Raw genomic sequence first — 16,939 nt, 5'->3', positions numbered from 1 at the left:
TCGGGATCATGACGATCTACACGATAGGCTACGAAGCCACGACGATGGCCGATTTCCTCGCCGCGCTGACGACCGCGGGGGTGAAGCGCGTGATCGACGTCCGCGCGCTGCCGCTGTCGCGCCGGCCGGGCTTCTCCAAGTCGTCGCTGGCGGCGAGCCTGAAGGAGGCGGGGATCGACTATGTCCACCTGAAGGCGCTCGGCACCCCCAAGCGTGGACGCGACGCGGCGAAGAAGGGCGACGTCGCCACGCTGGAGGCGGTCTATGCCGAACAGCTCGACCTGCCAGAAGCGCAGGCGCAGGCGGCGATCATGCTGGGGCTCGCGGCCGAGACGCCGAGCGCGCTGCTGTGCTTCGAGCGGGACCCTTGCCATTGCCACCGACGGCTGTTGCTGGACGCGGTGGGCGAGGGGGTGGCGGTGGTGGATCTATATGCGTGAGGGGGCGGGGTTGCCTTTGCGGTGACACCTTTCGACGCCCTACTCATCTTCGTCACCCCGGACTTGATCCGGGGTCCCGCTTTGAAGGAACCCACGACCTTCGGATCTGGGGCTTAGCGGGACCCCGGATCAAGTCCGGGGTTGTCTGTTATCGCCAGTTTAGAAGTCGCTCGTTCCGCGCATAAGCGGGATGCCCGGGTCGGGTGGCCACCCGACCCGGGCGCGGATAGCTGGACCGTTCCGGGGTTGGGCTCGCGCCCGTCGTCATCTTGGTCGGCTATCCGCTTCGCCTTGACGCTTGGTGAGTTGCCTGGGCCACTGGTGAAAACCACGCCCGCAGACGATCACAAGCCACTGGAGGATAATGTCCGATGCATGATTCTGCTACCATTCCCGACAGCTTTATCGGCTGCGATGTCGGCAAGGCCGAGATCGTCGTGTTCGACAGCCGAAGCGGACGCACGACCAGGATCGCCAACGATCCCCAGGCGCTGGCCGACTTCGCGGGCACGCTCGAGCCGACGGGCCTGGTCGTCTGCGAAGCCACCGGCGGCTACGAGGCCGGCCTGCTGAACGCGCTGGTCGCCGCCGGCCGCCCGGTGCACCGTGCCGATGCCCGCAAGGTGAAGGCCTTCATCCGCTCGTTCGGGATCCTCGGCAAGACCGACGGCATCGACGCCCGCGCGCTCGCCGCCTACGGGCGCGAACGGCACGGCGCGCTGGCGCGCTGGCAGCCCCGCGACGAGCAGCGCGACCAGCTCGCCCTGCTGGTCTCGACCCGGCGCGAGTGCGTTCGCCAGCGCGTCGCCTGCCGCAACCGGCTACAGGCGCCCGGCACGGCACCGGTCGCGCCCCGCCTGCAGCGCATCCTCGCCACGCTCGATGCCGAGATCGCCGGCATCGACGCCGACATCGCGACCCTGATCGACGCCTGCGAACCACTGAACCGGGCCGCCACGACCCTGCGCGCCATCCCCGGCATCGGCCCCGCCACCGCCGCCCAGCTCGTCGCCCTCATGCCCGAGCTCGGCACCCTCGGACGCCGCCAGGCCGCCGCGCTCGCCGGCCTCGCGCCACATCCGAGACAGAGCGGCAGCCACGACGCCTACCGCAGGACCCGCGGTGGCAGGCCCGAGGTCAAGCAGGCCCTCTTCATGGCAGGCCTCGCCGCGGCCAGACACAACCCCACCCTCAAAAGCTTCTACAAACGACTGATCGCAAACGGCAAGAAACCGATCGTCGCCCTCGTCGCCGTCATGCGAAAACTCCTCGTCATCGCCAACGCACGCATCCGCGACACCATGGCGATGAACTGAGTTGATGACGGTGCGTTTTGCCGAGCGCCGGAGCCCCGCCCCACCTCACCTCACCCCGTAACCGGCAACCTCACGCTGCCATCATCGTTCCGCTGCAGCTTGCCGTACGCAACCACGGTCTCCAGCAGCAGCGGCTCGTACAAATGGGGGAACAGCTGCCCCCCGCGCGACTCCTCCCACTTCAGCGAACCGCCGAATGCGCCCAGATCGACCGCGGCGACGTACAGGTCGTCCTGACCCACGAAATGCTTGTCGACGGTCTCGGTCAGCTGCTCGCAGGTCGATAGATGGATGTAGCCGTCCGCCACGTCCACCGGAGCACCCGCGAAGCTGCCGTCGCGTTCCAGCGTCGCCATCTCCTCGGCGGTCAGCACCTTGTAGGCGGTGGTGTCCGCCGGCGCGCCGCCGCTCATTGACCGTCGTCCGGGCCGGCGGCGAGGTTCTCGTCGGTCTCCGCGTCCGGTGTCGCCTCTCCCACGACGGTGCCGTCGCCCAGGTCGATCTCGGCCTCGCTTTCGGTTTCCTCGATCCGCGCCGCACCGACGACGTGTTCGTCCTTGGCGACGCGGAACAGGATGACCCCCTGCGTATTCCGCCCGGTGACCCGGACCGATCCGACGGTGGTGCGGATCAGCTTCGCCTGGTCGGTGACCAGCATCAGCTGCTCGCCATTGTGCGCAGGGAAGCTCGCCACGACCGGGCCGTTCCGATCCGAGCTGACGATGTTGGTGATGCCTTGGCCACCGCGATTGGTGCGTCGGTATTCATAGGCCGATGTCCGCTTGCCATAGCCGTTGGCGGTGACGGTGAGGATGAACTCCTCCGCCGCCTCGAATTCGGCCATGCGATCGGTGGAGAGTGTGATCTCGCGATCGCCTTCCTTCCACGGCGCCGCCTTCAGATAATCCTCGCGCTCCTGCGGGGTCGCGTCGAAGCCGTGCAGCACCGACAGCGAGATCACCTCGTCGCCGTCGCCCAGCCGCGCGCCGCGTACGCCGGTGGAGTCGCGGCTCTGGAACTCGCGTACGTCGGTCGAGGCGAAGCGGATCGCGCGGCCCTTCTTGGTGGCAAGCAGCACGTCGTCGGTCTCGGTCAGCAGCGAAACGCCGATCAGCCGGTCTTCGGAGCCTTCCTCGAACTTCATCGCGATCTTGCCGGACGTGCGAATATTGGCGAACGCGTCCATCGAGTTGCGGCGCACCGAACCTTTGGCGGTCGCGAACATGACGTGCAGGTCGCCCCAGGTCGCCTCGTCCTCCGGCAGCGGCAGGACGGTGGACACCACCTCGCCCGCCGCCAGCGGCAGGAGGTTGATCATCGGCCGGCCACGCGTCGCCGGCCCGCCTTCGGGCAGGCGCCAGACCTTCATCCGGTACACCTTGCCGTGGTTCGAGAAGAACAGCACCGGTGTGTGCGTCGAGGTGACGAACAGGTTGGTGATCGCGTCGGCGTCCTTGGTCGCCATGCCCGCGCGGCCCTTGCCGCCCTTGGCCTGCGCGCGGAACGTCTCGAGCGGAGTGCGCTTGATATAGCCTTCCATGGTCACGGTGACGACCATGTCCTCGCGCTCGATCAGATCCTCGTCGTCGATGCCGTCGGCGGCGGCGGCGATCTCGGAGCGGCGCGGGGTGGCGAACTCGTCGCGCACCGCGATCAGCTCCTGGCGCATCACCTCGAACAGCTTGACGCGGTTGGCGAGGATATCGAGCAGCTCGGCAATCGTTTCTGCGAGAGTCTTCAGCTCGCCGCCGATCTCGTCGCGGCCTAGCGCGGTCAGGCGATGGAGGCGCAGGTCGAGGATCGCGCGGACCTGCAGGTCCGACAGGCGATAGACGCCGCCTTCCTGCTTGTGCTCGACCGCCTCGACCAGCCGGATATAGGGCGCGATCTGCTCGACCGGCCATTCGCGCATGAGCAGCGCGTTACGCGCCTCGGCGGGCGACGACGACCCGCGGATGATGCGGACGACCTCGTCGAGATTGGTGACCGCGATGACCAGGCCGAGCAACAGATGCGCACGGTCACGGGCCTTCGCCAGTTCGTATTTCGAACGGCGGGTGATGACCTGTTCGCGGAACTGGACGAACGCCTCGATGATGTCGCGCAGGTTGAGCAGTTCGGGCCGACCGCCGCGGATCGCGAGCATGTTGGCGGGGAAGCTCGACTGTGCGGGGGTGTGCCGCCACAACTGGTTGAGCACGACCTCCGGGGTCGCGTCGCGCTTCAGGTCGATGACGATGCGCACGCCTTCGCGGTTCGATTCGTCGCGAATGTCGCTGACGCCCTCGATCCGCTTGTCCTTCGCGGCTTCGGCGATCTTTTCGACCAGGCCGTTCTTGCCGGTCTGGTACGGGATCTCGGTGAGCACGATCGAGCGCCGGTCGCCGCGGTTTTCCTCGACGACGTGGCGCGATCGGACGATCACCGAGCCACGGCCGGTCGAATAGGCCGACCGCGCGCCGGCGCGGCCGAGAATGATCGCGCCGGTCGGGAAATCGGGACCGGGGACGATCTCGAACAGTTCCTCGGTCGTGATCGCGCCGTTATCCATATAGGCGAGGCAGGCGTTGATCACCTCGCCGAGATTGTGCGGCGGGATGTTGGTCGCCATGCCGACCGCGATGCCGCCGGCGCCGTTCACCAGCAGGTTGGGGAAGCGCGCGGGCAGCACGGTCGGCTCGCGCTCGGAGCCGTCGTAATTGGGCTGGAAGTCGACCGTGTCCTTGTCGAGATCGGCGAGCAGCGCGTTGGCCACCTTGGCGAGCCGCGCCTCGGTGTAGCGCATCGCTGCGGGGGGATCGGGGTCCATCGAGCCGAAATTGCCCTGGCCATCGACCAGCGGCACCCGCATCGACCAATCCTGCGCCATCCGCGCAAGCGCGTCGTAGATCGAACTGTCGCCGTGCGGATGGTATTTACCCATCACGTCGCCGACGATACGCGCCGACTTGCGATACGGCTTGCCCGTGACGAAGCCGCTTTCCGACGCCGAGAACAGGATGCGGCGATGCACCGGCTTCAACCCGTCGCGAACGTCGGGCAACGCGCGCGCCACGATGACGCTCATCGCATAGTCGAGATAGCTCGACTTCATCTCGTCGACGATCGAGATCGTCGAAATGTCGGAGGGTTCGGCGAGCAGGGTCTCGTCGGCCAAGTTTCACGCTTTCAGGTTGTTACGGGAACCGGGTCTTTCTAGGCCTTCGTCACGCGAATGTCACGCTCGGCGGGGGGTGTAGAGCTCAGGTGCACCGACCGCATTTGTGCTCCCGCGAAGGCGGGAGCCCAGTACTGGGTCCCCGCCTTCGCGGGGACACACGACGGGTAGATGTTCCGAGCGAGCGACCGCGATGACGCGTCTACGGAATGATCTCGACACCCTCGTGATCGAACACCTTGCCGCTGTCGGTCATCTTCAGCCCGTCGACCACGTCGAGCAACTGCATCGCCGCGCGATCGGGCGTGAACAGCGTGCCCGGGCGGACATTGGCCTGGAATGGTTTGGACAGCGCGGTGTCGACCGTGCCGGGGTGGAGGCCGACGACGATCGAGCGATCGTTGCGGCGGCGTTCTTCGATCGCGAGGGTGCGGATCAGCTGGTTGAGCGCGGCCTTCGCGGCGCGGTAGCCATACCAGCCGCCGAGCCGGTTGTCGCCGATGCTGCCGATCCGCGCCGACAGCGCGGCGAAGACGCTGCGGTCGCCGCGTGGCATCAGCGGCAGGAAATGCTTGGCGACCAGCGCGGGGCCGATCGCGTTGACCGCATATTGCCGCGCAAGCCAGGTTGCATCGAGCTCGGCGAACGCCTTTTCGGGGCCGCGGCCGTCCTCGTGAAGCAGGCCGGTCGCGACGATCACCAGCGTCGGCTTGGCGCCCGCCGCGACCCTTGCCGCCGCCGCCACGATGCTCGCCTCGTCGGTCACGTCGATCTGATCGGCGCCCGTCGCCGATCGCGCGAAGCGGTAGACGGTGCCGGCGCTGCCCTCGTCGTCGAGCGCATCGGCGATCGCCTTGCCGATGCCGCCCGACGCGCCGATCACGACCGCGCTGCCGGTCATCGGACGAACCGCAATTGCGCATCCGAACTGGCCTCGGCGTCGAAGCGGTAGCCGTCGCTGTCGAACCCGCGCAGCGACGCGATGTCCTCGATGCGGTGCTCGACCACCCAGCGCGCCATCGCCCCGCGCGCCTGCTTGGCGTGGAAGCTGACGAAGCGGGCGTCGGGACCTTCGCGGAAATCGACCGCGACGGTGCGCACATGGGCGGGCAGGCGGCCGTCGACCACGGCCCAATATTCCTGGCTCGCCAGGTTGAGGACGACGTCCGATCCCGACGCGGCGAGATCCTCGGCCAGCGCGACGGCGACGCGGTCGCCCCACCAATCGGTCAGCTTCTTGCGACGCGGCGCCCAGTGGGTGCCCATCTCCAGCCGGTAGGGGCGCATCAGGTCCAGCGGCCGGAGCAGGCCGTAGAGCCCCGACAGCATCCGCAGGTGATCCTGCGCATAGTCGATCCCTGCCTCGTCCAGCGTCGGCGCGTCGAGCCCGGTATAGACGTCGCCTGCGAAGGCGAAGATCGCGGGGCGCTCCGGCTGGTCGGCGAACGCGGCGAAGCGATCGGCATTGAGCTTCGCGAGCGCGGGCGAGATATGCATCAACTCGCGCAGCCGCTTCTGGGTGAGGTTCGCCGCCGACCGCGCGAGCGACAGCGCCTCGTCGGCGAACCGGGCGCGGGTCGGCTCGACGGCGGGGAGCGGAGTCTCGTAGTCGAGCGTCTTGGCGGGCGAGATGACGGCGATCATCCGCGGCGGGTAGCGGCGCATCGACGCCCGTTCAATCGCTGTTCACCGCGTGTCCGACATCGCACGCTGGCGCGGCGGATCGCTTGAACGAGGTGGTCGGGAGCTTTAGGGTCCAAACTCAACCATAACAGGGTCGTGACGGAGCGGAATTGGGCGCACAGGTAGGAGCAAGGAGAGAGCGATGCTCTCGCATCGTGATCGACGCGCGACGCCGCTGTGCGCCCAATTCCGCCCGCCGCAAAGCGGTCGCCCGTGGAAGACCGCCGAGCATCGTCGCTTGCTTGCGCGTAGCTATGGCTACGCGTCTGCGCTGCGCTCCTTGTCGGCGGTCTTCCACGGGCGATCACGATCCCTGTTCTGGTTGAGCTTGGACCCTTAGGCCCGCGCGAAGGTTTAGGCAGCGATGCCCCATCAGGAGACACTCGGTATGAAGATCCTTTCGAAGCTAGCGGTTGCCGCGCTGCTGACCACCAGCGTCGGCGGTCTTACCGTCGCCGTTCCTGCCGCCGCCGCCAAGAAGGAAGAAGACAAGGGCGGCATGAAGCTCAGCAAGCCGGTCGCCGCGATCGCCAAGTCGGCGCAGGACGCGATCGCCGCGAAGAACTTCGCGGTCGCCGAGCCGATCCTGGTCCAGGTCGAGACGCTGGCGACCACCGACGACGACAAATATGTCGCCGCGGCGCTGCGCTACGACTTCGAGAACCAGAAGCTCGCCGCCGCGCAGGCCGCCAACCCGAAGGCGCCGCTCGACCAGACCGCGCTCGCCAAGCCGCTCGACATGCTGATCGCGGCGAAGAACACGCCGCCCGCCGACCGCGGCAAATACCTGTTCCGCCGTGGCCAGCTCGCGTCGATCGGCGGCCAGTATCAGGTCGCGACGCAATATTATCAGCAGGCGAAGGCGGCGGGCTACACCGATCCCGATTTCGAGCTGCAGTTCATCAAAACCAAGTTCCAGTCGGGCGACACCACCGGTGGCCTCGCCGATCTCGAGGCCGAGGTGAACAAGCAGGAGGCCGCGGGCACCAAGGCGCCCGAGGCCTATTATCGCTACGCGATCGCGCAGGCCAACCAGAAGCAGCTGAAGCCGCAGACGATGACGTGGCTGAAGAAGTACATCACCGCCTATCCGACGACCGCCAACTGGCGCGCGATCCTGATCACCTACGGTCTGCAGCCGACCAGCCTGGTCAAGCTCGACAAGAACCAGTCGATCGACCTGTTCCGCCTGCTGCGCGCGTCGGGCTCGCTCGCCGATCAGGCGCTGTACGAGGAATATGCGCAGAGCGTGTACGATCGCGGACTGCCCTACGAGGCGCAGGCGGTGGTCCGCGAGGGCCAGGCATCGGGCAAGCTGCCCGCGACCAGCTCCTCGGCGAAGGCGATCGCCGCCGACTCGGCGACCGCGATCCGCGAGGAAGGCTCGCTGGCCGCGCAGGAGAAGAAGGCGTCGGCCGGGGCCAACGGCAAGCTGTCGCAGCAGGTCGGCGACGCGTATCTCGGCCAGGGCAACTACGCCAAGGCGGTCGAACTGTACCGCGCCGCGCTCACCAAGGGCGGCGTCGATGCCGACGAGGTCAACACCCGCCTCGGCATCGCGCTTGCGCGGTCGGGCGACAAGGCGGGCGCGACCACCGCGTTCGCCCTCGTGAAGGCCGAGCCGCGCGCGGGGATCGCGCAGCTGTGGTCGACCTATGTGGCGGTCGGCTCGACCCCGTCGGCACCGGGCGCGCCGTCGTGATGTGAGGGGGGGGGCGGGGTTTCGCCTCGTCCCCTTCACCGTCATCCTTTCGAGCACGATGCAACCGTGACGTTGATTTTGCTCCCGCGAAGGCGGGAGCCCAGTACTGGGTCCCCGTCTTCGCGGGGACACAATCAGGTACATGCCCGAGAGGGCGAGCGGTGGTAGAGCAACGACCTACCCCGCCCGCGCCAGCACCTCGTACGCCATCACCGCGGTCGCAACCGCGGCGTTGAGGCTGTCCGCCTTCCCCAGCATCGGGATCTTCACCAGCAGGTCGCACGCCGCGGCATAGTCGGCGGGCATGCCCTGCGCCTCGTTGCCGGTCAGCAGGAACGTCGGCGCAGCATAGGTGGCGCTGCGGTAATCGGTGTCGGTGTCGAGGCTCAGCCCGACCAGCTGCCCCGGCCCGCTGCGCAGCCAGGCGTGGAACGGCGCCCACTCGGTTTTCACCACCAGCACCGTGAACAGCGCGCCCATGCTGGCGCGGACCGCTTCGACCGAGAAGGGATCGACCGACTCGCCGATCAGGATCAGCCCGCCCGCGCCGACCGCATCGCCGGTGCGCAGGATCGTGCCGAGATTACCCGGATCGCGCAGTCGTTCGGCGACCAGCCAGATCGACGCGGACGACCGATCGAGATCGTCGAGCGTCGTCGTCAGCTCGTCATAGACCCCGACGACGGTCTGCGGATTGTCCTTGCCCGACAGCTTGGCGAGGATGTCCGGGGTGGTCTCGATCACCTCGCCGCCATCCGCCTCGACCGCGCGGACGAGGTCCCATACCAGCGCATGCGAGGCGCTTGCCGCCGCGTAGAACAGCAGGCGGGGCAGATAGCCCATGTCCTTGGCTTCGGTGAGGATCCTGAGCCCTTCGGCGAGGAACTGGCGGGCGGCGCGGCGGTGGCGCTTGTCGCGCAGGTCGCGAACCTGCTTGATCAGGGGATTGGAATAGGCGGTGATCTCGCGCGGCATCAATCCTCGCCGAACTTCGCCTCGACGAGGTCGCACAGCGCGGTGACCGCGAGGCCGGCGCCGGCGCCGCTGGCGCTGATCGTGATCTCGTCGCCCATCGCCGCGCCGAGCATCATCAACCCCATGATCGAGGTGCCGGTGACGGTGCCCGCGCCGGCCTTGGTGACCGCGACCTCGCAGGGTTGGGTGGAGGCGAGGGTGACGAACTTGGCGCTGGCGCGCGCATGCAGGCCGCGCTTGTTGAGCACGGGGACGGTTCGCGTCACCTCGCTCACGCCGCCGCCTCGCCGAGCACTTCGGAGGCGACCGAGATGTATTTGCGTCCCGCCTCGCGGGCGGCGGCGACCGCGGCGACCACGGTCATCGACTTGCGCGCGGAGCCGAGGCGGATCAGCATCGGCAGGTTCATCCCCGCGATCACCTCGACCTGGCCGCGCCGCATCAGCGAGATGGCGAGATTGGACGGGGTGCCGCCGAACAGGTCGGTGAGCACGATCACGCCGCGCCCGGAATCGACCTGCTGGATCGCCGCGGCGATGTCCGCGCGGCGTTCCTCCATGTCGTCGTCGGGGCCGATGGCGATCGTCGCGACGCGCTCCTGCGGGCCGACGACATGCACCATCGCGGTCACGAACTCCTCCGCGAGGCGTCCGTGCGTCACCAGAACGAGGCCAATCATCTCAGGCGCTTCACCACTCATTTGCTGGCCGGGGACCCTTCGAGCGAGTCCTGCGGTGCGGCCCCCAGGTCGCGATGCGTGATGGTGGGCGAAAAACCTTCTGCGCGCAACCTCGCGCCGATCCGTTCGGCGACATGGACCGACCGGTGTCTCCCTCCGGTACAGCCGATCGCGACGGTCACATAGGCTTTGCCCTCGGCGCGGTAGCGGGGAACGAGCAGCGCCAGCAGCGCCTCGATCTGCGTCAGCGCGGGGTCGTAGGCGGGGTCGGCGGCGACATAGGCGGCGACGTCGGGATCGAGCCCGGTACCGGGCCTGAGCACCGGATCCCAGTGCGGATTGCGCAGGAACCGCATGTCGAACACCAGATCGGCATTGCGCGGCAGCCCGCGCGCGAAGCCGAACGACATCACCGAAAGCACCGGCGCCTGCGCATCGGTTCCGTCGAAGGTCGCGCGCACCTGCTGCGCGAGCTCGTTGGCGGTCATGCTGGTGGTATCGATCAGCCGGTTCGCCCAGTCGCGCAGCGGCATCAGCAACTCGCGTTCGCGCGCGATGCCATCGCCCGCGGGCCGGTCCAGCGCCAGCGGATGCCGCCGCCGCGTCTCCGAATAGCGGCGTTCGAGCTCCCCGCCCGCGCAATCGAGGAACAGCATGCCGACGTCGTGGCCGTGGCGGTCGCGGAGCGCGCTGATCCGCTGGATGATCCGTTCGGGGTCGAAATCGCGGGTACGCGCGCCGATCCCGATCGCGAGCGGGTGTTCGCCGCCCGCGGCGCCCGCGGGCAGCGGCGAATCGAGCAGCCGATCGAGCAGCCGCAGCGGAATGTTGTCGACCGTCTCCCACCCGAGATCCTCGAGCGTCTTGAGGACCGTCGACTTGCCGGCGCCCGACAGGCCGGTGACGATCAGGATGTCCTTCGCGGTGCCGGTCACGACGGCTCGTCGGCGGGCTGGCGCAGCGCGAGTTCGACCTTGATCGGGGCGGACGCATGAAAGGCGTCCACCGCCACTTCGCGCACCGCGATCCCCGCGATCCGCCGAACCCGCCGCTCGGGCATCCGCATCGTCTCGCCACCCAGCCGGATGATCAGCCCGACCGGCACGTCGGCGACGTGGGGCATCGCGACAATACCGAGCCCGCGGACCTCGATCCGGCCCGCCATCGCGCCCGGATTGCGCGCGAGCAGCGCCTCGCCCGATCGCACCAGCAGCGTGTAGTCGTCGCTGATCAGCGTCGCGCCGCGATCGATCAGCCGCAGCGCCAGATCGGACTTGCCCGCGCCAGACACGCCTTCGAGCAGCACCGCGCGGCCGTCGATCGCGACCGCGGTGGCGTGCAGGGTTTCGGACGAGATGAGCGGCATGGGATCCTGTCAGCAGCGGGTCAGCGGCGGTCCGCGAGTGGCAGGCGAACGACGAAGCGCGCGCCGCTCAGCCGATCCTCGCGCGATTCGACGACGATCGATCCCTGATGCCCGTCGACGATGGTGCGCGCAATGGCGAGGCCGAGCCCCGAATGCTGGCCGAACGCCTCCGCCTCGGGCCGGACCGACTGGAACCGACCGAAGATCGCTTCGCGCGACTCTTCGGGCACGCCGGGGCCCTCGTCGTCGACGCGGATCACCAACTCGTCCTGTTCGACGAAGGCGGCGAGGGTGATCAGGCCGCCATCGGGAGAGAAGGAGAGCGCGTTGTCGATCAAATTCTCGAACACGCGCTCCAGCCGGGCGCCCTCGCCGAGCACGACCGGTGCCTCCGCTGCGTGCGAATCGAAGACCAGCCGGATGCCGCGCTCGACCCCGCGGGCGCGACGCTGGTCGAGCAGCCCGGCAATCATCCGCGCCATGTCGACCGGCTCGAACTTGGCGCGGCTGAGCTGCGCGTCGAGCCGCGACGCCTCCGAAATGTCGGTGATCAGCCGATCCATGCGGTGGACGTCGTCGCGCACGATCGCGAGCAGCCGGCCGCGCAGTTCCTCGTCCTTTACCGTCTCCAGGCCGTCGACCGCGCTGCGCATCGACGCCAGCGGGTTCTTCATCTCATGGGTGATGTCCGCGGCGAATGCCTCGGTGGCGTCGATCCGCGCCCGCAGCGCCAGGCTCATGTCCGACAGCGCCCGCGCCAGCGAGCCGATCTCGTCGCGGCGCGAGGGCAGGCGGGGCACCACCACCTCGCGGGCGCGCCCCAGCCGGACCCGCACCGCGGCGCGGGCGAGACGGCGCAACGGGCGCACGATGGTGCGCGCGAGGAACAGCGACAACAGCACCGACACGATCGTCACCAGCAGCAGGACGAGACTGAGGCGGAACCGCTCGATCCGCACCGTCTGGGTGATGTCGCGCGCGTTGATGGTGGTCATCACCACGCTGCCGTCGGCGAGCGAGGCGGCGGCGGTGATCACCGGCGTCCGATCGGGCGCGCGCCACACCGTCGCCGCGATCGGCTGCCCGCCGCGCACCGAGGCGACGTCGGGCCAGCGCCGCCCATCCGCCCGCTCGCGGTATAGCGGCGGGCGCGGCGCCCCCACCACGGTGTCGATCACCGCGTCGAGGAATCGCGCCGCGGTCTGGTCCCACGCCTGTTTGTCGGGATCGGCGAGCACGACGTTGCGCAACCCGAGCGCGCGGCTGTCGAGCAGCGTGCGCCCCGCCGGATCGAACAGCCGCAGCCGCGCGCCGGTATCCTCGGCGAGCCGCAGGACCAGCGCGGTGCGCCGCTCGCCGCCGACGATCGCCACCGCCTCGCCGATCAGCCGCGCCTCGCGCCCGGCCTGCGCGACGCGGCTGTCGACGATCCGGCTGCGGTAGGAATCGAGGTAGAAGAACCCGCCTGCCAGCATCAGCAGCGCGATGATGTTGACCGCCAGGATCCGCCGCGTGAGCGAGATCTGGCCCGACCAGCGCAGCGCAAGATCGGGACCGTCAGTCCTCTGCGAATCGATAACCGGCGCCATACAGCGTTTCGATGGAGTCGAAGTCGGCGTCGACCTGACGGAACTTGCGCCGCAGCCGCTTGATGTGGCTGTCGATGGTGCGATCGTCGACGTAGATGTCGTCCTGATACGCAGCGTCCATCAGCTGGTTACGGGTCTTCACGATGCCCGGCCGCTGCGCCAGCGTCTCCAGGATCAGGAATTCGGTGACGGTCAGCGTCACCGGCTCGCCCATCCAGGTGGTGCGGTGGCGCGCCGGGTCCATCGTCAGCCGGCCGCGCTCGATCGGGCCCAGCGCCTCGGCGTCCTCCTGGCCCTCGGTCGCCTGGACGACCTCGGCCCGGCGGAGGATCGCGCGGATCCGGGCGATCAGCAGCCGCTGCGAGAATGGCTTGGCGATATAATCGTCGGCACCCATTGCGAGGCCCAGCGCCTCGTCGAGCTCGTCGTCCTTGCTGGTCAGGAAGATCACCGGGATCTGGCTCTTTTCGCGCAGCCGGCGGAGCAGCTCGAGCCCGTCCATCCGCGGCATCTTGATGTCGAAGATGCCGAGATCGGGCGGGTTGTCGATCAGCGCCTTCAGCGCGGTCTCGCCGTCCGAATAGACCCGCGTCACGAACCCTTCGGTCTGCAGCGCGATCGATACCGAGGTCAGGATATTGCGGTCGTCGTCGACCAGCGCGATCGTCGCGGTCATCGATACGGCGGATCCCAGCGGAACATCGCGCCGGGGTAGTGCAAAGGCGGGACAGGCTCAAGCCGCGTACGGCGACGCATGGTTTGACCCGCGCGCCGCGGCTGCCCTATGCGCGGTGGCAGCAAACGTAAGCGCCGAAGAGCGCGACGTATCTGGGGAAAGGAAGCATGATGAACGAGCGGATACCCGAACGTGGCCTGGAAACGCAGTCGATCGAGACGCGGGCCGACGTCCACTGGAACCTCACCACCGCCAGGCTCGTCGAGGTCGCGGTCGCCCGCGGCGAGGGCAAGCTTTCCGCCGACGGCCCGCTGGTAGTCGAGACCGGCGCGCACACCGGCCGATCTGCGCAGGACAAGTTCATCGTCCGCGATGTCGAAACCGAATCGTCGGTATGGTGGGGCAAGTCGAACAAGGCGATGACACCCGATCAGTTCGCAACGCTGAAGGCCGATTTCATGGCGGCGCTGCGCCACAAGGAGGATCTGTACGTCCAGGATCTCTACGGCGGATCGCAGCCCGAGCACCGCGTCCGGGTCCGCGTCGTCACCGAACTCGCCTGGCACAACCTGTTCATCCGCACGATGCTGGTCCGCCCGGAAGAGCATGAGCTGAAGGCGTTTTCCGCCGAATACACGATCATCGACCTGCCGAGCTTCCGCGCCGATCCCGCGCGCCATGGCTGCCGCAGCGAGACCGTGATCGCGGTCAACTTCACCGAGAAGCTGATCCTGATCGGCGGCACGCGCTATGCCGGCGAGATGAAGAAATCCGTCTTCGGGCTGCTCAACTACCTGCTGCCGCCGACCGGCGTGATGCCGATGCATTGTTCCGCCAACATGGGCGCGGACGGCTCGACCGCGGTGTTCTTCGGCCTGTCGGGCACCGGCAAGACGACGCTCAGCGCCGATGCCAGCCGAACCCTGATCGGCGACGACGAACATGGCTGGTCCGACACCGCGGTCTTCAATTTCGAAGGTGGCTGCTACGCCAAGATGATCCGGCTGTCGGCGGACGCCGAGCCCGAGATCTTCGCGACCACGAAGCGCTTCGGCACGGTGCTGGAGAACGTCGTGATGGATCCCGTCACCCGTCAGCTCGACCTCAACGACAACAGCCTCGCCGAGAACAGCCGCGGCGCCTATCCGATCGACTTCATCCCCAACGCCTCCGACGAGAATATGGGCGGAGTGCCGCGCAACATCGTGATGCTGACGGCAGATGCGTACGGCGTGCTACCGCCGATCGCGAAGCTGACGCCCGACCAGGCCATGTACCATTTCCTGTCGGGCTACACCGCGCGGGTGGCGGGCACCGAGATCGGCGTCACCGAGCCCGATGCGACCTTCTCGACCTGCTTCGGCGCGCCGTTCATGCCGCGGCACCCGTCGGTCTACGGCAATCTGCTGAAGGAGCGGATCGCGAAGGGCGGGGTGGATTGCTGGCTGGTCAACACCGGCTGGACCGGGGGCAAGTATGGCGTCGGCAACCGCATGCCGATCAAGGCGACGCGCGCGCTGCTCAATGCGGCGCTCGACGGTAGTCTCAACCATGTCGAGTTCCGGACCGATCCGAATTTCGGGTTCAAGGTGCCGGTCAGCGTACCCGGCGTCGACGCCGCGATCCTCGATCCGCGGCAGACCTGGGTGGACAAGGCGGAATACGACGCGACCGCCAAGCGGCTCGTCGGCCTGTTCGTGGAAAACTTCGCGCAGTTCGAAGAGCATGTCGACGAGGGCGTGCGCCAGGCCGCGCCGCAGGTGGCGGCGGCGTAGGCAGCCAGATCTGCGCGTCACCGTGCCCCGGCCTTGGCCGGGGTACGGTGCGCTCAGGCCGGGGTGCTGGCAGTGGAACCCAGCGGTTCGACCACCACGACCCCGTCCTTCACCCCGACCACCCGGACGTCCGTCCCCGGCGCGAGGTCCGGCCCCTGCGCCGGCCACGTTCCGTCGCCGACGCGCACCCGCCCCGCGCCGTTCACGAGCGCGACGTCGATCCTTGCGACCTGGCCGATCATCCGCGCCGCCCGATCGTTGAGCAGGGGGTCCGCCGCCGCCACCGGATAGTCGGTGTACCAGCGTCGGCCGATCATTACCGTCACCGCGCTCCACGCCGCGAACGAGGCGAGTTGCGCCGCCACCGGCAGATCGGCGAGCACCAGCACCGCGACCCCGGTGATCGCCGCGGCGATCGCGAGGAACACCAGGAACACCCCCGGTGCGGCGAGTTCGGCGATGCCCAGCACCAGTGCCGCGATCAGCCAGGCGCCACCCGCGCCGCCGATCGAATCGAGCGTCACGGCTTGGGCAGCTCGAACGGCCCGCGCTTGGGTTCGGGCTTCGGCGCGGTCGCGGTCGGCGACATCCGGTCGCCGAGCGCATCCTTGGCGAGTTCGCCGATTCCGCCCAGCGTGCCCATCAACTGGGTCGCCTCGACCGGGAACAGGATGGTCTTGGCGTTGGGGCTGGTCGCGAACTTGCCGATCGCCTCGACATATTTCTGCGCGATGAAATAGTTGATCGCCTGCGTCCCGCCGCTCTCGATCGCGTCGGAGACCGCGCGGGTGGCGCTGGCCTCCGCCTCGGCGGCGCGTTCGCGGGCCTCGGCGTCACGGAAGGCGGATTCCTTGCGGCCTTCGGATTCGAGGATCCGCGCCTGCTTCTGCCCCTCGGCACGCAGGATCTCGGAGGCGCGCGCGCCCTCGGCGTCGAGGATGTTGGCGCGCTTTTCGCGCTCCGCCTTCATCTGCCGGCCCATCGCGTTGACGATGTCGGCGGGTGGACGGATGTCCTTGATCTCGACGCGGGTGATCTTGACGCCCCAGGGGGTGGTCGCGTGATCGACGACGTTCAGCAGCCGCGCGTTGATCTCGTCACGCTTCGACAGCGTCTCGTCGAGATCCATCGAACCCATCACGGTGCGCAGGTTGGTGGTCGTGAGCTGGAGCAGCGCCTGGTAGAGATCGGACACCTCGTACGCCGCCTTCGCCGCATCGAGCACCTGGAAGAACACGACCCCGTCGGTCGAGATCATCGCATTGTCCTTGGTGATGATCTCCTGACCCGGGATGTCGATCACCTGCTCCATCATGTTCACCTTGCGGCCGACACGGTAGAAGAAGGCGGGATAGAAGTTGAAGCCCGGCCGCGCGACGGTGGTGAAGCGGCCGAAATGTTCGATCGTATATTGATAGCCCTGATGAACGATCTTGATCGAGGTCATCAGGTAGAACAGCACCAAGGCCATGGCGAGCACGGCGGCGATCAGGCCCATCGTAACGTTCCTCACTTTGCGGCCCGAGGTTTAGCAGCATCCACGTTGCCGGAAAGTGAAATGCTCGGCGAGGGGGCGGGGGC

17 protein-coding genes are annotated in these 16,939 nt (G+C 68.1%); 4 read left to right on the top strand and 13 right to left on the bottom strand.

Going from position 1 to position 16,939, the window contains the following annotated elements:
• The first annotated feature begins 8 nt into the window (after positions 1-8).
• Together ACT009_RS04540 and ACT009_RS04535 are read left to right on the top strand one after the other, a co-directional pair.
• Positions 9-440, top strand: coding sequence for a DUF488 domain-containing protein (locus tag ACT009_RS04540; protein ID WP_445193177.1), 432 nt, complete (start codon positions 9-11; stop codon positions 438-440).
• 371 nt (positions 441-811) lie between these two features.
• Positions 812-1,756 carry an IS110 family transposase gene (locus ACT009_RS04535; protein ID WP_445193022.1) on the top strand — a complete coding sequence of 315 codons (945 nt, stop codon included), beginning with the start codon at positions 812-814 and terminating at the stop codon, positions 1,754-1,756.
• A gap of 50 nt (positions 1,757-1,806) precedes the next feature.
• Here ACT009_RS04535 and ACT009_RS04530 read toward each other — a convergent pair whose 3' ends face one another.
• From ACT009_RS04530 to yaaA, 4 genes are all read right to left on the bottom strand, one after another.
• Positions 1,807-2,169, bottom strand: a complete 363-nt coding sequence (locus ACT009_RS04530) for a DUF952 domain-containing protein (protein ID WP_445193176.1) — start codon at positions 2,167-2,169, stop codon at positions 1,807-1,809.
• The gene (gyrA, locus tag ACT009_RS04525) at positions 2,166-4,913 is read right to left on the bottom strand and encodes a DNA gyrase subunit A (RefSeq protein WP_445193175.1); all 2,748 of its coding nucleotides are present in this window, start codon (positions 4,911-4,913) and stop codon (positions 2,166-2,168) included. Before gyrA ends, ACT009_RS04530 begins: the two co-directional genes overlap by 4 nt.
• Positions 4,914-5,115: 202 nt before the next feature.
• A complete protein-coding gene (locus ACT009_RS04520) occupies positions 5,116-5,814 on the bottom strand; it encodes an SDR family NAD(P)-dependent oxidoreductase (RefSeq protein WP_445193174.1) in 699 nt (232 codons plus the stop codon).
• Positions 5,811-6,557 carry a peroxide stress protein YaaA gene (gene yaaA / locus ACT009_RS04515; RefSeq protein WP_445194014.1) on the bottom strand — a complete coding sequence of 249 codons (747 nt, stop codon included), beginning with the start codon at positions 6,555-6,557 and terminating at the stop codon, positions 5,811-5,813. The genes ACT009_RS04520 and yaaA overlap by 4 nt, the downstream gene beginning before the upstream one ends.
• 427 nt (positions 6,558-6,984) lie before the next feature.
• Here yaaA and ACT009_RS04510 point away from each other — a divergent pair, with 427 nt between their 5' ends.
• The gene (locus ACT009_RS04510; RefSeq protein ID WP_445193173.1) at positions 6,985-8,298 is read left to right on the top strand and encodes a hypothetical protein; all 1,314 of its coding nucleotides are present in this window, start codon (positions 6,985-6,987) and stop codon (positions 8,296-8,298) included.
• A gap of 177 nt (positions 8,299-8,475) precedes the next feature.
• Here ACT009_RS04510 and ACT009_RS04505 read toward each other — a convergent pair whose 3' ends face one another.
• Genes ACT009_RS04505 through ACT009_RS04475 form a run of 7 tightly spaced genes read right to left on the bottom strand, consistent with a single transcriptional unit; the run spans position 8,476 to position 13,583 of the window.
• Entirely contained in the window at positions 8,476-9,273 is a 798-nt protein-coding gene (locus ACT009_RS04505) for a TrmH family RNA methyltransferase (RefSeq protein ID WP_445193172.1), read from the bottom strand.
• Entirely contained in the window at positions 9,273-9,548 is a 276-nt protein-coding gene (locus tag ACT009_RS04500) for an HPr family phosphocarrier protein (protein ID WP_445193171.1), read from the bottom strand. The genes ACT009_RS04505 and ACT009_RS04500 overlap by 1 nt, the downstream gene beginning before the upstream one ends.
• Positions 9,545-9,952, bottom strand: coding sequence for a PTS sugar transporter subunit IIA (locus tag ACT009_RS04495; protein WP_445193170.1), 408 nt, complete (start codon positions 9,950-9,952; stop codon positions 9,545-9,547). The genes ACT009_RS04500 and ACT009_RS04495 overlap by 4 nt, the downstream gene beginning before the upstream one ends.
• Before the next feature lie 17 nt (positions 9,953-9,969).
• Positions 9,970-10,887: an RNase adapter RapZ gene (gene rapZ / locus ACT009_RS04490; protein WP_445193169.1), complete on the bottom strand. Its 918-nt coding sequence runs from the start codon at positions 10,885-10,887 to the stop codon at positions 9,970-9,972.
• Positions 10,884-11,318 (bottom strand): HPr kinase/phosphorylase, encoded by a 435-nt coding sequence (locus ACT009_RS04485; protein ID WP_445193168.1) that lies wholly within the window; start codon positions 11,316-11,318, stop codon positions 10,884-10,886. Before ACT009_RS04485 ends, rapZ begins: the two co-directional genes overlap by 4 nt.
• A gap of 20 nt (positions 11,319-11,338) precedes the next feature.
• Positions 11,339-12,907, bottom strand: coding sequence for a stimulus-sensing domain-containing protein (locus tag ACT009_RS04480; protein ID WP_445193167.1), 1,569 nt, complete (start codon positions 12,905-12,907; stop codon positions 11,339-11,341).
• Positions 12,876-13,583: a response regulator gene (locus ACT009_RS04475; RefSeq protein ID WP_445193166.1), complete on the bottom strand. Its 708-nt coding sequence runs from the start codon at positions 13,581-13,583 to the stop codon at positions 12,876-12,878. Before ACT009_RS04475 ends, ACT009_RS04480 begins: the two co-directional genes overlap by 32 nt.
• A 170-nt stretch (positions 13,584-13,753) precedes the next feature.
• Between ACT009_RS04475 and ACT009_RS04470 the strand changes: the two genes are divergently transcribed.
• Complete coding sequence (locus ACT009_RS04470) at positions 13,754-15,358, top strand: phosphoenolpyruvate carboxykinase (protein WP_445193165.1); 1,605 nt, start codon at positions 13,754-13,756, stop codon at positions 15,356-15,358.
• A gap of 53 nt (positions 15,359-15,411) precedes the next feature.
• Here ACT009_RS04470 and ACT009_RS04465 read toward each other — a convergent pair whose 3' ends face one another.
• Together ACT009_RS04465 and ACT009_RS04460 are read right to left on the bottom strand one after the other, a co-directional pair.
• The gene (locus tag ACT009_RS04465) at positions 15,412-15,882 is read right to left on the bottom strand and encodes an NfeD family protein (protein ID WP_445193164.1); all 471 of its coding nucleotides are present in this window, start codon (positions 15,880-15,882) and stop codon (positions 15,412-15,414) included.
• Positions 15,879-16,856, bottom strand: a complete 978-nt coding sequence (locus ACT009_RS04460; RefSeq protein WP_445193163.1) for an SPFH domain-containing protein — start codon at positions 16,854-16,856, stop codon at positions 15,879-15,881. The genes ACT009_RS04465 and ACT009_RS04460 overlap by 4 nt, the downstream gene beginning before the upstream one ends.
• Positions 16,857-16,939: the final 83 nt, after the last annotated feature.

Source organism: Sphingomonas sp. Tas61C01, assembly GCF_052567495.1.
This window is presented reverse-complemented; position numbering and strand designations above follow the sequence as displayed.